This window comes from Synechococcus sp. L2F, from assembly GCF_024345695.1.
Taxonomy (GTDB): Bacteria; Cyanobacteriota; Cyanobacteriia; order PCC-6307; family Cyanobiaceae; genus MW101C3.
This window is the reverse complement of sequence record NZ_JAGQBP010000003.1, coordinates 198323-212231: the sequence shown is the minus strand read 5'-3', so window position 1 is coordinate 212231 and position 13909 is coordinate 198323. Positions and strand designations below refer to the sequence as shown.

11 protein-coding genes and 1 pseudogene are annotated in these 13909 nt (G+C 58.3%); 8 read left to right on the top strand and 4 right to left on the bottom strand.

Annotated elements, in window-relative coordinates; genetic code table 11:
* Positions 1–17: 17 nt before the first annotated feature.
* On the bottom strand, positions 18–1529 hold the full coding sequence (locus KBZ19_RS10160; protein WP_255100857.1) for a hypothetical protein: 1512 nt from the start codon (positions 1527–1529) through the stop codon (positions 18–20).
* A gap of 6 nt (positions 1530–1535) precedes the next feature.
* Positions 1536–2516, bottom strand: a complete 981-nt coding sequence (locus KBZ19_RS10155; protein ID WP_255100856.1) for a polysaccharide biosynthesis/export family protein — start codon at positions 2514–2516, stop codon at positions 1536–1538.
* A gap of 660 nt (positions 2517–3176) precedes the next feature.
* Here KBZ19_RS10155 and KBZ19_RS10150 point away from each other — a divergent pair.
* The 5 genes from KBZ19_RS10150 (at position 3177) to KBZ19_RS10130 (ending at position 9871) form a co-directional block, all read left to right on the top strand.
* Entirely contained in the window at positions 3177–4136 is a 960-nt protein-coding gene (locus KBZ19_RS10150; protein ID WP_255100855.1) for a glycosyltransferase family 8 protein, read from the top strand.
* 300 nt (positions 4137–4436) lie between these two features.
* Positions 4437–5498 (top strand): polysaccharide pyruvyl transferase family protein, encoded by a 1062-nt coding sequence (locus KBZ19_RS10145; RefSeq protein WP_255100854.1) that lies wholly within the window; start codon positions 4437–4439, stop codon positions 5496–5498.
* 59 nt (positions 5499–5557) lie between these two features.
* Complete coding sequence (locus KBZ19_RS10140; RefSeq protein WP_094512893.1) at positions 5558–6157, top strand: heme NO-binding domain-containing protein; 600 nt, start codon at positions 5558–5560, stop codon at positions 6155–6157.
* Between the two features lie 19 nt (positions 6158–6176).
* Positions 6177–8693 carry an ATP-binding protein gene (locus KBZ19_RS10135; protein WP_315856349.1) on the top strand — a complete coding sequence of 839 codons (2517 nt, stop codon included), beginning with the start codon at positions 6177–6179 and terminating at the stop codon, positions 8691–8693.
* A 5-nt stretch (positions 8694–8698) separates the two neighbouring features.
* Positions 8699–9871 carry a PP2C family protein-serine/threonine phosphatase gene (locus KBZ19_RS10130; protein WP_255100852.1) on the top strand — a complete coding sequence of 391 codons (1173 nt, stop codon included), beginning with the start codon at positions 8699–8701 and terminating at the stop codon, positions 9869–9871.
* Positions 9872–9893: 22 nt separating this feature from the next.
* Here KBZ19_RS10130 and KBZ19_RS10125 read toward each other — a convergent pair.
* Positions 9894–10241: pseudogene (locus tag KBZ19_RS10125) on the bottom strand (STAS domain-containing protein); the annotation flags it as partial.
* Positions 10242–10446: 205 nt separating this feature from the next.
* Between KBZ19_RS10125 and KBZ19_RS10120 the strand changes: the two are divergent.
* Genes KBZ19_RS10120 through KBZ19_RS10110 form a run of 3 tightly spaced genes read left to right on the top strand, consistent with a single transcriptional unit; the run spans position 10447 to position 12864 of the window.
* Positions 10447–10794, top strand: a complete 348-nt coding sequence (locus tag KBZ19_RS10120; protein ID WP_255100850.1) for a PAS domain S-box protein — start codon at positions 10447–10449, stop codon at positions 10792–10794.
* 7 nt (positions 10795–10801) lie between these two features.
* Positions 10802–12430, top strand: coding sequence for a response regulator (locus tag KBZ19_RS10115; protein WP_255100849.1), 1629 nt, complete (start codon positions 10802–10804; stop codon positions 12428–12430).
* Between the two features lie 26 nt (positions 12431–12456).
* A complete protein-coding gene (locus KBZ19_RS10110) occupies positions 12457–12864 on the top strand; it encodes a response regulator (RefSeq protein ID WP_255100848.1) in 408 nt (135 codons plus the stop codon).
* Between the two features lie 12 nt (positions 12865–12876).
* Here the strand turns inward: KBZ19_RS10110 and KBZ19_RS10105 are convergent, their stop codons facing one another.
* Positions 12877–13848, bottom strand: a complete 972-nt coding sequence (locus tag KBZ19_RS10105) for a sensor domain-containing diguanylate cyclase (RefSeq protein WP_255100847.1) — start codon at positions 13846–13848, stop codon at positions 12877–12879.
* Positions 13849–13909 lie beyond the last annotated feature (61 nt).

Genomic DNA, 13909 nt, shown 5'->3' with positions numbered 1-13909 from the left:
CCAATGAAGACCCCTTGTTATGTAGAAATCCAATTGGCGACCCGTTTGATCCAGGGCTTGCGGATCCATAGGATCCAAAGACCTACAGTCGTCAGGATGGAACCAAATGCTGAGCCAGCAAGCACCAATGTTCGCTTTGGTGACGTAGCTGTTTCTGGCAAGGATGGCTCCACAGCTATTTGAATCAGTGGGAATGCTGCAAAGATATTGGCCTGGCCAAGATCCAGTTTGGCCAATGTGGATGCAAAGACAGCTTCTGCTATCTGTTCATTTCGCTTAAGGTTCTCCAAAGAAGACTGTTTCTGGGACATCAACCTGAGGCGCCCCTCCAAGGAGCTGATCTGTTGATCAAGCTTGCGAACCTGTGCTGCTGCACCTGAAGCATCTGACTGGTAGTTCACCAAGTTCTGGAAGAGTGAATCGCGGCCAGAACTGGCACCAGTCAACGCCAGTCTGGTGAGAGTCTGGGCAGATGGAGAGCGACCGAGCAACTCGTTGGCACGCCGATTCATTGCCTGCCTAGCAGCCTCTTGCCGCTTGATCTCTTTGAGAATGCGAGGATTATTCCGACCGAACTTAGACAGTTGGACCTTGAGTATAGACGTGGCCTCGCTGTAGTCCTTCACATTCTGCTGGAAGATCTGATCAACCTGCAACTTGAACGCATCTGTTGCCTCTGAAGGAGACAGCCCCAGGCTACGACTCAACTTCTGCAATCGACTCTCTGCCTGCGATTGCAGCGCAGCCAGCTCGGCTCTCTGTTTGCGTAGCTGTTCAATGTTAGCCGAAAGGATTTCAACCTGTTCAATAGAGGTGAGGCCAGACTTGCGCTTGTATGCGGAAACTTGCTTTTGTGCAGTTTCAAGCTTCTGCTGCGTTTCCAGCAGAATCTCCTGTGCTGGGCCTTGCCGTTGCTCGATCTCGCTGACACGCAGCTCATGGAGACGCTCTACCATGGCGTCATGCAACGCATAGGCGCGCTTTCGTGCATCTACAGGCGATGGACCGGTGGTATCAATCTGCATCAGCGTTGTGTTATCAATGTTCTTAATGCGAGGCTTGGCGAAATCTGCCTTAGGAATATTGGCAATCTTGGCAGCCCGCGCGATGACTTGCTCGCTAACGAAGATGTATTCATAGTTTGCACGAGGATCAAACGTAGCCAGGCCGAGTGATTCGTTTGATGCCGTGGCTTGACCAATTTCAGGCAGGCTTAAATTAACAGCATTAGCGCTTCCAGGTAAAACTAAAGCAAAGGAGCTAGTGTAGACAGGTTTCGCAAGTGCAAGATACAAAATACTGGTACCCCATATCAATCCATTTGTGCATGTGGATACGAAAAGATAACGACTCCAGCGAAGCTTGTCGGTTCGACTCAGTCTGTTCCACCAACCTTTTGGATCGGGTGCCTTCAACCCAGGAATATTTCCAAACTGTTCGGCAAACAGTCGCTTCGCCTTTCCCAAGGGTTCTCGCACGGCCTGCACCTTAGGCCTGAGTCGTCCGATGATCGGCGGAGAGTCTTTCACTCGATTCTAGGGAATACTGCGATCATAAATCAAAACGGATGGATTCAGAAACTGAGTAAAGATGCTAAGAACAGCCTGGAAGTTGGTCATCTTCGAATCATAACAGGCAACACCATCGTCTGCCATGAGATAGGGGTTGTTGGCGTTGCTTGTAGACGCGCGAAGAAGATCTTCTACTCCTCGTTCGTAGACAGTCGTCTTCCCCGAGATCCTTTCAGTTCTCACCAGGATGGCTCGGCGTCGCGCATTGGTGACCATGGTTCCACCAGCACAGTTGGCCGAGACAACCGCATGGGACAAGCGAGATCCATAGGGAAAGTTCCTAGCCTGAGAGCCAATGCCAGCAACAGAGTTTCCAGCCGCAGGAACAGTAAGATTTGAAATGTTAATCTCAACTTCAGCGGGCGTAATCTGAGAAGGGCGAACGATTAGTGGATTAACGGTACCAGTGTCCGGAACAATGACTTGATCACCAGCAATGAGTGGGATGTCGTTAAAAGGTTCTCCCGTAAAAGCACCGGACATATCAATCACTTGCCTTTTTGAACCTCGTTTCACCTGTATCGCGGCGACATCGGCCGTGGGAGTAATGCCTCCTGCACGACGGAGTGCCGTTGTGAGCATACGATTGAGCGGGGCTTGCCCAGAAAGTTGAACAGGAGTCTGGGTCTGTTCGACGTCACTTAATTCGTTGATCAACAACCGTCCAGGCTGAAAAGCAGATCCAATGACAAAGACCGGGACAGGTGCCCATTGAATGACACTCAGACTGACCCTCAGAAAAGATGGCTGAAAAAAGCCTTGTTGCACCAGGGTTTGATAGACCCGCTTCTGAAGCTGTTCCGGCTCAAGACCCACAGCGTAGATTCCCTTGGAAAAGGGAATTTCAAGCTCTCCGTTCAGATTGATTTCAAAGATGCCACTGAATTCTTCCCCTTCAGGGATTGTCACCTTGACTCGATCTCCTGGGGAGATCGGTAATGCCAAGGACGATCCTGGAGTGCCAACAAAGCAAGCGAGCCCTACAAGCCAAAAAAGAAGTTTCGACATCTGTGTCGATCTGGGAGAGTTCGCTTTTTGGCTTGCTCAGACAATCTTAGCGTATCCGTAGACTGCGGGCTACCGGCTTTCAGCCTGGGCGAGTTTGACGAGTGATCACTCAATCGCCTGATGATTCCCGTCACCTGGAGGCAGGTCCGGTGCAACGTGTGTCTGTATGGCCCCTGGCTTGCCTATCCGTCTTCGGCTGAGTCGGTGTATCGCTCTGCTCCCGACCGCGAAGACTAGCCCTGCGCAGCCAATCAGTGGGTGGCGGCTAATCTATTGAGCTACCGCAAGGCTCTTCCCAAATGGTCGCTGCCGGCGCGGAGTGCTGTCTCCGCCAGTGTTGCGGCTAGTTGTCGCGAGGCTGAGGCTCATGAGAACCGGTCGTCCCCCAGGAACCGGTACAGCCTGGGGCCTTGGCGCCGTCCTGGTCCACCAGGCCTTGTCAAGGAGCGCCGCCATGCCCCCACCGGAGAGCTGCGCACCACCTCAGACGCCGTTCCTACAGGTAGGGGCCTGCTGGAGCATGCAGGCGGGAACTGGATCCATGCCCCTCACTGCCGTTGGGATGCTCACGGCTGCTGGGGCAATGGAGCTGGGGAGATGGCCACCCTGCCAGGTCTCAATCACAAAGCTGAGCTAAATTCGTGTGGCAAGGTCCCTGAAGGTATGATGGTTAACATTGTAATTGTGGCAACGGCTAACTATCTTTGGGGGGCGGCGGTCACCGTTCGTTCCGCTTTGGAAGCCTGTAGCACAACCCTAAATGTCTATGCCATTTGCGTCGATCTATCGCAGGACGATAAGCAGCAGCTCTCCAATTCCTGGCAAGCTGCCAACATCGGCGAAATCAGCTTTATTGAGTTCAATCTTGAGCGGGTCAATAGCTTCCGCAGCACTCTGCTTGTCAAGAGCAAATCCCCTTATGCGCGCTTCTTTATACCCGAATATTTGGCGGGTGTATCTCGCTGCATCTATTTAGATACGGACTTAATCGTTTGCTCGGATCTAACTGAACTGCAGCTTCTGGATCTGCATGGCAAATTCAGTGCTTGTGTTATTGATGGTGGCATAGACACCCCACAGCAGCAGCAGCGACTTCGCGAAAAGCTGAAACTAGACAATCCTCGCCAGTATTTTAATTCAGGAGTGATTGTGATGGATCTGGATGCATGGAGGCATCATGAGATCCAATCGAAGGCTCTAGCGGTTGCACAGGACAACTATGATTTGCTTGACCAAATGGATCAAGATGCTCTGAATATCGTCTTGGCAGGCGATTGGCTGGTGCTCGATCCGAAGTGGAATACATCCAAAGGCAGGGCCGATGCTGATTTTTCAGATGGCATTATTCATTTCTTAGGCAAAGTCAAGCCCTGGCACGCAGATTATGCCGCAAATTTTCAAGATCGATGGTTTGCACTACTGGATCGAACCGCCTTTGCCGGTCAGCGTCCTGTTAAACTACTCGGTATAGCAGCCGCCTATCGCAAGTTTGTCCGTACTGTTCCTACTTTGGAGATGGTGAAAGGTAAACTGCGGCGACTCATTCGGTCTACTTGATTCTATCGTTGCCGCCAGGATAGAAGTGTTCTGCGCTGATGGCCTGGCTCACACGGCCTGCCAGACCCGCTAAGGCGAGCAGCAGCCTGGGCATAGGGATCTGGACAAGCCATCTGATTGGTCGGCAGGTCTGGCCCAGGTCGTTGCACAAGCTACCCGACCCACCACGTGGTTACCTTCTGGCCAGGGCTGATAGGATAAGAACCAGTGGCTTGCTCCTGCTTCACTATGGATTCATGCGTAACGCGTTAGTCGTTTCTGCGCCGTTTCCATCACTGTTCTCCACTTCTGCCCTCTCCCGTGCGCATTGGCCTGATCAACGCCTACAGCACCCTGAATCTGGGGGATGCAGCGATCTACAGCGCCTTTCGTCAGTTGCTGCCTGATGTGGAGCTGGTGGGTTGCGTTCAGGATGAACGGCCCGATGCCACCCTTGGGGTCACGTTCTTGTCCGAACGGCCCAGGAATTGCGACGCTTACGTGAGCGTGGGGGGGGACATCTTCAACAATTCCCGTGAATGGTTTGTCACCAAAGCCTTCCTCAAGAACCTGGCTGAACTGAGGCACAGTCCGAACCGCACCATCCTGTTCGGCCAGTCGATTCCTCGCTCCTGCCACGGCCTCAGCTTTCTCCTGTTGCAGCGGTATTTCAAGCGCCTGGCGGCTGTCTGTGTGCGGGATGCCGAAAGTCACCAGCGCCTCTGCGCCGCAGGGGTTCAAGCACGGTTGTCCTACGACATTGCCTTTGTGCTGGAGAGTTCCCCCCTGGCGGAGGCCACGGCGCGGCAATGCCTGGAGCGGCTAGGGATTGATCCATCCCAGGCAGCCGTCCTGTCTGTGCGTGGTTTCGACAGCATGTACGGCCACGACAATGAGGCCTTCGTTTCCAGAATGGCCCAGCTCAGCGTTGAACTCACCGGGGCCGGACTCAGGCCCGTCATTTTGATCCAATCGGGCGCCTATGGCTCCGATAATGATCTCGAAGTGGCCGCCGCCATCCAGGAACGGGCCCCCGACACCGCCATCCTCAACCCGTTCGTCGCCGATCCAGCCGTGCCGAGTTGGCAGTTGGCCATGGCCCTGTTCGCTCTGGTCGACAGCGTGATTGCCGTACGTTTTCACACGGCCGTTCTTTCGCTGGCGGCCGGGCGGGTTCCGTACCATCTCCACTATTCCAACAAGGGCAGGGACCTCAGCCGGCGACTCGATCTACCCGGCTGTGATCTGGCCAGCCTGGTTCCTTCGTCGGCGCTGGAAGCGATTCTGGCCAGCCGCGGGCGCCGGTTCGATCATCAGCACGTGCGTGAACAGGTGCGCAGCGATTTCCGGTGGTGCCTCGATCAACTCCCCGCTGTGATCTGACGGTCGTCGTCTAGCCCCTTGGTTCCCTGAGCTAGATTCATCTATCTGGCCGTTCAACGATGTACGGGCTTGTCAACCGGGCCATTCAGCAGATGGTCACCACCCACCATGGTGAGGAGGTGTGGCAGCGCATCAAGGAGCGGGCCGATCTCCAGGATCTGGATTTCTTTTCCACGTACCAGGCCTATCCCGACGACGTGACCCATCGGCTGGTGGCAGCGGCCACGGAGGAACTTGGCCTCACGGGTGATCAGATCATGCAGGCTTTTGGTGAGTACTGGATCACCTACACAGCCACGGAAGGTTACGAGCAGTTGCTCGAAAGCACAGGGGACACCCTGCCAGAATTCCTGGATCATCTCGATAATCTCCACGCCCGCGCCGCCCTGGCTTTTCCTGAGCTACAGCCTCCCTCCTTCCGTTGCGAGCACAGTGCTGACGCCTCTATGCAACTGGAGTACCGTTCAAAGCGGCGCGGCCTTGCCCCCATGGTGACCGGCCTGCTTCATGGCCTGGGCAAGCGTTTTCGTACTCCACTGGCGGTCGATCAGGTCGCCTCTCGCGACAGGGGCGATGCCACGGACCTGTTCCACGTTCGCCTTTCTCCGCCTTCCGAATCTGTCGCAGGTCGGCCGGATGACGGCATGACGAGCGAGTGAAGGTTCGTCGTTTCTGAAGGTGCCTTCCGTGCCGTTACCTGACCACCTTCTCGATCCCCTGTTCCCTTTCCATTTCGTCGTCGACCGAGAGCTACGTATCCAGTCCGTCGGCTCTGTTCTGCGTCGCATCCTTTCTGTCCCGGAGCTGGTGGGGCAGCCCCTCGATGAGCACTTCCTGCTCCTGCGACCGGATGTCCCCATGAACTTCGCCAGTCTGAGTGACTGCACAGACCGGCACGTGATTTTCAAGTCCGCCGCGATTCCATTGCAACTGAAGGGCCAGATCTGTTGCCTTGACGAAAGGGAACAGCTGTTGTTTGTTGGTACGCCCTGTTTGCTGCAACTGGAGGATCTTAAGACCCTCAGTCTAAAGATCAATGACTTTCCTTTGCATGACTCCCTGGTTGACTTTCTTTTCCTGCTGCAGGCCAGGAATGTGGCGCTCTCAGAAAGCCAGAAGCTCAATGAGATTCTCTTCGCGCAGCGTGGGGAGTTGCGCGAGTCAACCCAGCGTCTGTCGACGCTCAATGCGGAGCTGGAGGCGGCCAAGCAGGCTGCTGAAGCCGCCAATGCCGCCAAGGATACGTTTCTGGCCACGATGAGCCATGAGATCAGAACTCCGATGAACGCCATCATCGGCATGGCCGGTTTACTTCAGGACTCCCAGCTGGAGCCCATGGAGAGGGAGTATGTCGAGATCATCAACAGCAGCACCGATTCCCTGCTGACGATCATCAATGACATTCTCGACTTCTCGAAGATCGAATCCGGTGCCATGCAGCTGGATGAGCAGCGCTTCAACCTCCGCATCTGCATCGAAGAGGCCCTCGATCTGAGCGTGTCCCGCCTCTTGGACAAGCCGCTGGAAATGATCCTCGACATCGAGCCCGGCCTGCCCACGGCTGTCATCGGCGACCTCACCCGTCTGCGCCAGATCCTCTGGAATCTGCTGAGCAATGCGGTCAAATTCACCCCCCAGGGCGAGATCGTCGTCACGGTGTCAGCGGAGCCCCAGGCCGCTGAGGCCGGTCAGCCGACCCCGTGCCAGTTCACGTTTCAGATCCGCGACACCGGCATCGGCGTGTCCGACGCGCTGATTCCCCAGTTGTTCGAGCCCTTCCGCCAGGCCGATCCCTCCACCGCCCGGCGCTACGGCGGCACGGGCCTTGGTCTGGCGATCACACGGCGCCTGTGTGAGTTGATGGGGGGCTCGATCAACCTGGCCAGCCAGGAAGGCAAAGGCAGTGTCTTCACCTTCAACGTGCTGCTGCATCTTGATCCGGCCCCCCAGGCCAGCAACAGCCCGGAGCCCCTGGTGCCGCCGGCGTCCGCCATCCTGCTGCTGGTCGGCAATCCCACCCTGCGCGCCGTGCTCCAGAAGCAGCTGGGTTGGATAGGGCTCTCGGTGATCGCCCCCGATCCCTGCCAGATCCCCATACCGACCGCCCAGCCCCAGATCGGCGACCTCGGCCCTGGCGTGGTGGTCATCGATGGGCGGCTGCTGTGCTCCGAAGGGGAGACAACCCAACCAGCCTTTCTGCAGGACCCCTTGCTTCAGCGGCGTCCCTGGATCGTCCTGGCTGACAGGTGCAAGGTGTCAGAGCTGGCAGCGCTGGCCAAGACGCCGGCTGTGATGCTCTCCAAGCCTGTGCGATTCGAACAGCTCCGCCTGGCCCTGATTCAGCAAGGGCAGAGCCCTTTGGAGCTGCGGCTGGCCGGGCCGCCAACGCTGACGCGCGAATCTGCCCCCCAGGGCGGCCCCCATCGCCTCGCTGACCGGCTGCCGCTGCGGCTGCTCGTCGTCGATGACATCCCCGTGAACCGCCAGTTGGCGCTTCAGTTGCTGCAGCGGCTGGGTTACCGGGCCGAGGCCGTGGCTTCGGGCTCCGAGGTGATCGCAGCCGTGCAGGAGACCCCCTTCGACGTGCTGTTCATGGACGTGCAGATGCCGGAGCTTGATGGTTACGCGACCACGCGGGCGATCCGCTGTCTGCCGGCTCCCTTCGTGCAGCCCTGGATCATTGCCATGACCGCCCATGGCCGTCCAGAGGATCGCCAGGCCTGCCTCCAGGCCGGCATGGACGACTTTCTGGCCAAGCCGATCGTGCCTGCCCAGCTCACCTACGCCCTGGAGCACTACCAGCCCCGCGACCAACCCCAAGCGCCAGCGGGTGGAGGGGCCGACCCGATCGACGCGGCCGCCTGGGAGGAATTGGAGCAAGCCATGGGAGACGGGGCGGCGGCCGTGCTCCAGGAGCTCATCGACCTCTACCTCGAGGACGCGATGCGACTCGTTTCGTCGGTGGTGATGGCCCACCAGTACCACGATCCCCCGGCAATGATCGCCGCTGCCCATTCGCTGCGCTCCCCCAGTGCCAGCCTGGGGGCCCTGCGGTTGGCCACGCTGTGCGGCCAGGTTGAGGAGTCCCTGCGCTCCGATTCCGAGCTGTGGCCCCAGGTCAGAATCGATCAGCTGCTTGTCGAGGCTGGACGGGTGACCGAAGCGCTGCGCCAGCGGCGTCCGATGGACGCCTGACGCCGATGGAAGGTTGTCCCGCCCCGATTTCGATTCTGCTGGTGGATGACGATCGCATCCATTCCCGCATCCTCGAGGTCCGTCTACGCGCCCAGGGCTACCAGATTGTTGTGGCGGATTCGGGTGACAGTGCCCTGGTGCAGGCCCGTGTCTGCCCCCCCACGGTCGTCGTCTGCGACTGGCTGATGGACGGCATGAATGGGCTGGACGTCTGCCGGGCGTTCAAGGCGGAACCGGCCCTGGAATCGGCCCACTTCATCCTGCTGACCTCACGCTCCCGGGTGGAAGACCGGGTGGAGGGGCTCGACTGCGGCGCCGATGATTTCCTCAGCAAGCCGGTGGATCCGGAGGAGCTGCTGGCCCGGGTCCGCTCCGGCATCCGCCTGCACCAGGCCAATGAACGGCTGAAGCTCCTTGCGAGTGAGTTGCATCAGCAGAAGTTGCGGCTGGATCAGGAGCTTGAGGAGGCGGCCAGTTATGTGCGATCCCTGCTGCCCGAGCCCATCGGTGGTGCCGTGCGGGCGGACTCCCGTTTCGAGCCCTGCCATGAACTGGGTGGTGATTCGTTTGATTTCTTCTGGCTTGATGACGACCACTTCGTCCTCTACCTCGCCGATGGCTCCGGCCATGGCCTGGCGGCGGCCTTCCCCTCGATTTCCGTTCACAACCAGCTGCGCTCCCGCTCGCTGCCCGTTGATCTGCCTGATCCGGGCGCTGTGCTGCAGACCCTGAACTCCGGGTTTCCGATGGAGCGTCACCAGGGGCGGTATCTGACGCTTTGGTATGGGGTTTATCAGCCCTCCAGCCGAACCCTGAGTTTTGCCAGCGCGGGCCATCCCCCAGCCTTTCTCTGGAGCCGCACCAGTGCCTTTCCCTGCCATTGGCTCAAAGGTCAGGGCATGGCCGTGGGCCTGTTCGACGACGCGACCTATGGCACCGAGAGCCTGGAGGTGGGCGAAGGGGCCTGTCTTCTCATCTACAGCGATGGCCTCTATGAAGTGCCGAGGCCCGGTGGCTTGATGGGGACACTGCCCGACTTCATGCAACTGGTGGAGCAGTGCCAAGACGTGCTCGCTGATGACGATGGCCTGGATCGGTTGCTGTCCCAGATCCTCCACGTCTCGGGCCATGCGCCATTCACCGATGACTACTCGCTGATCCGGGCGCTGCTGTCGTGATCGTTACGGGCCTTCTGGTTGTTCAGGTGTCGGTTGAGCCGCCCGATTGATCGGCAGCCAATGCGGCGATGCATGCCTCACTGTTCGGAAACGTGGTGAACACTTTTTCGGTGCCGGTGAGGTCCAGAACGATGCGGACCTGGCTGCACAGACCGCAAAGAAACAGTTGCCGACCTTGCTCCTTGACCCGTTTGAGCACGGAAACCAGAGCGCCGAATCCGCTGCTGTCCATGAAGTCGACGCCCTGGCAATCAATCAGGATGTCCCTGGGTTGCTCCGCCAGAACTGAACCGACAGACTGCCGCAACTCAGCGCCATTCTGGGCGTCGAGCAGGCCCATGGGTTTCAGGATGTACAGATTATCCACACATTGAAACGCAAATTGCTAAGAGTTTACCACTCATCGCCGAAAGCCCATTCGTCTGGGCCTGGGGTGTTGAGACCCGTCCGCCCGCTGGTGGCGAGCGGGTGTGGGTCTGACCACAAGCCCCCATTCCGCTAAGAGGGTAGGAGGGAGCCAATGGAGCACAGCGCTACAGTTCGTAACCAGGTAGGCCGCTTCAGCCGCGAGGTTCATGGTCACGATTGAAGAGTTACGACGCCAATCTCTTCCCTTTGTCGCTGCCGACCAGGAAGGTTTGATTGTAGAGATCAACGATCTGTTTGAGGCGACCTATGGATGGACATTGGACGATCTCAAGGGCCATTCTCTTTCCATGATCCTGCCGGCTGCCTATCAAGACGCCCACCATCTCGGCTTCTCCCGTTTCCAGATCATTGGTGAATCGCAGATTCTCAACCATCCCCTGCAATTGATGACCATCTGCAAAGACAACCAGGCCATCAACTCGGAGCATTTCATTGTGGCCGAACGCCGTGGCGATAGCTGGGTGTTCGCGGCAACCCTGCGTCCGTTGACCTGAGGCGTGCATGCCGGACCAGACCCTTGTCGGCCAGCTTCGCAGCACTCTCGGGAGGCTGGAGGCGGCCCTGGGAGCCGTTGACGAGGCCCTTGCCTTCACCGATCTCAACGGAATCGTGGAATGGACGAATGCATCGTTTGATCGGTTCGTGGGTTTGTCCCGCTTGCAGAGCCTTGGCCAATGCCTGAGCCAGATCCTCCCGAGGCCCTATCTCCACGAGCTCAGCGACAGCCAATCAGGCCTGCCGTTCTGGAGCTCGGGATCAGAAGGATCCAGCACCTGGGAACTGCTGGGTGCGCCTCTCCGCCAGGTGATTGAGGTGTCCTGGGCGACTGTCGATCTCCCTGGTAAGCCGTCGTTGGTGTTCACCTTCAGGGACAAAAGCGCGATTGTTCAGGCCCAGGACAAGTTGATCGATGCCCGTGACCAGCTGGAGGTGCAGGTGGTCGAGCGAACCCGCGCGTTGCAGCTGGCGCGCGATGAGGCCCTGGCAGCCAGCCAATCCAAAACCCGGTTTCTGGCCAACATGAGCCATGAAATCCGCACCCCATTGAACGCTGTGATCGGGATGACGGATGTGCTGCTCAGCAGCCCAATGGAGGGGCAGCAACGGGAGATGCTCGAAACGATTCATCAAAACGGCGAGTATCTGCTAAGCCTGATCAACGACATTCTGGACATCTCGCAGATTGAAACCGGGCGATTGGCACTCAACTCCAGAACCTTCGACCTTCATAGTTTACTCAATGACATCATTCATCTCTTTCAGTATCAAGCCTCTGTAAGACACCTCGGCTTGCACCTCAGCATGCCACCGGATACGCCGAGATGGCTCTTTGGTGATGATCTCAAGCTGCGTCAGATTCTGTTCAACCTGCTGGGGAATGCCTGCAAGTACACCAATCAGGGGGAGATTCGTCTCAGCGTTGATACCTTGGCGGCCACGGCTAACCTGAGATCCTTAATGTTCCATGTTTCCGACACGGGTATTGGCATCTCCAGGGAGGCTCTACCGCATATCTTTGAGGAGTTCATTGGCCATTCCAATCCCGCCCAGACGCAGCAAAGTGCCGGCCTCGGCCTCGCCATCTGTTCGAGATTGTGCCAATTGATGGAGGGCGACATTTCCGTTGATTCGAGTCTCGGATCCGGCAGTTGCTTTACGGTCAGTCTGCCGTTCACGCTGGCTTCGCAGGAGCAGGGTGAGATTGTCAGGGACAATCCCGAAGAAGGCTTGGAGCCTGGAATCAGAATTCTCGTTGCTGATGATAACCGCGTCAACCGCAGGGTGCTTGAGTTGATGCTGGCCAGATTGCATCTAAGCGCAGATGCGGTGGGAGACGGCCATGCGGCCATTCAATCCGTCAGGAAGGGGAACGTGGATCTCATCTTCATGGATGTGGCCATGCCAGGTCTGGATGGCATGGCCGCCTCACGCCAACTGCGCAGCGAAGGTTACTCTGATCTCTACATCATTGCCCTGACAGCCTATTCATTCGACTCCCACCGGCAGGAGTGTGCAGCGGCTGGGATGAACGACTTTCTCTCCAAACCACTTCGATTAGCGGATCTTCGCGTGGCCTTGAGCAGGTATCGCGATTGGCGCCGAGCCACAGAGTCGGTTGCATCCGAATGATACTGAGTGATGCGATGAGGGGCGGGGTGGGCACCATTGATGGTCCATCGGAGTCAAGGTGCAGGCTCTCCCGGGCTTCCATCCTGCTGGCATTGGGAATCTTTTCCATTACCGGTTCTGCTCTGATTGTTACCTACTGGGTGGCTGAACGGACTCTCTTCAGGTCTGTCCAGCAGCGGCTGCTGGATCCGGACATCATCCTGATGGATCTGCGCATGCCAAAGGTTGATGGCTTTGAGACCACCCGCAGAATTCGTGAGCAGGCCGGCAACACGGTGCGGCCCTGGATCGTCGCGGTCACCGCCAACATTCGTGACTGCGACCGTGCCGAGGCCCTGGCCAGCGGCATGAATGATTTCATTGGTAAGCCCATCAGGGTCGAGTCCCTGCAAGCCGCTCTGTCCGGGGCCCACGCGGCTGTACTGGCCCCGTGAGTGTGGCTCGGTTCAGCCAGGCAGGCTTGTTCCGGACAGCCTGGCCTGCTTCAGGGCCGCTTCAGCCCGTTGGAACAGGTCCTTGAAGCTGGTGTCGTCGCTGCTGGCGCAAGCCGTGCCCAGGCTGACGGGAAGAGGATGGCGGACTCCCCCCACCAGCCAGCCCTGGAGAGCCAGGCCGGAACGGAAGCCCTCCGCCTGGGCTACCGCCTCCTGCCCCACCAAGCCTGTCTGCAACACGGCGAACTCGTCATCACTCACACGCCCGTAGAGGGCGCTCTCCCCAAAGTCCGATTGCAGTTGTCTGGCCAGCTCCTGAAGCAACCGATCGCCCTGTTGTTGGCCGAATCGTGTGCAGAAACCATGGAAGTCATCCAGACCGAAGATCATCAGGGTCAACGGTTCTCCGTTCTCCCTTTGCCGCCGAAACTCGTTCAGGCCTGCATCGAAGAAGGGTCTTCGGTTCTTGAGGCCCGTGAGGGGGCAGAGGTAACTGTTGCGCCGCGATTCCATGTGCTGGATCACCATCCCAGCAAGGTCCTGCAGCAGTTGTTGTTCGTTGCCGGCGAGTTGCCTCGGCTGGGGGCTGATCACGCACAGGGTGCCGAGGTTGAAGCCGGAGTGGGTCCGCAACGGCACCCCGGCATAGAAGCGGATGTTGGGGTTCCCCGTCACCAGGGGATTGTCCTTGAAACGCTCGTCCGCACTGGCGTCATTGACGACCAGGACGTCATTGCCGCAGATGGCGTGGGCACAGAAGGCCACATCCCTGGGCGTTTCACTCGCCTCCAGACCCACCCGGGAGAGAAACCACTGCCGCTGGCGATCGACCAGGGAAATCAGGGCCGTCGGCACGCCCAGCATCTGGCTGGCCAGGCGTGTGATGCGATTGAAGTCCTCATCGGACTCCGCATCCAGAATGTGTTGCTCGTCGAGGGCCGCCTGGCGCTCAGCCTCGTTGTCCGGTACGGGGTAGGCGGTCATCGCGGGGAGCAGGACGCAGGGGGGACCGGGACGCCGCCGTTCGGCCCTCTATCCCATAACT

Excerpts from the sequence above, each read along its gene's own strand:
- KBZ19_RS10150 (WP_255100855.1), top strand. The coding sequence starts at position 3,177 with ATGGCCACCCTGCCAGGTCTCAATCACAAAGCTGAGCTAAATTCGTGT.
- KBZ19_RS10140 (WP_094512893.1), top strand. The coding sequence starts at position 5,558 with ATGTACGGGCTTGTCAACCGGGCCATTCAGCAGATGGTCACCACCCAC.
- KBZ19_RS10130 (WP_255100852.1), top strand. The coding sequence starts at position 8,699 with ATGGAAGGTTGTCCCGCCCCGATTTCGATTCTGCTGGTGGATGACGAT.
- KBZ19_RS10120 (WP_255100850.1), top strand. The coding sequence starts at position 10,447 with ATGGTCACGATTGAAGAGTTACGACGCCAATCTCTTCCCTTTGTCGCT.
- KBZ19_RS10115 (WP_255100849.1), top strand. The coding sequence starts at position 10,802 with ATGCCGGACCAGACCCTTGTCGGCCAGCTTCGCAGCACTCTCGGGAGG.
- KBZ19_RS10105 (WP_255100847.1), bottom strand. The coding sequence starts at position 13,848 with ATGACCGCCTACCCCGTACCGGACAACGAGGCTGAGCGCCAGGCGGCC.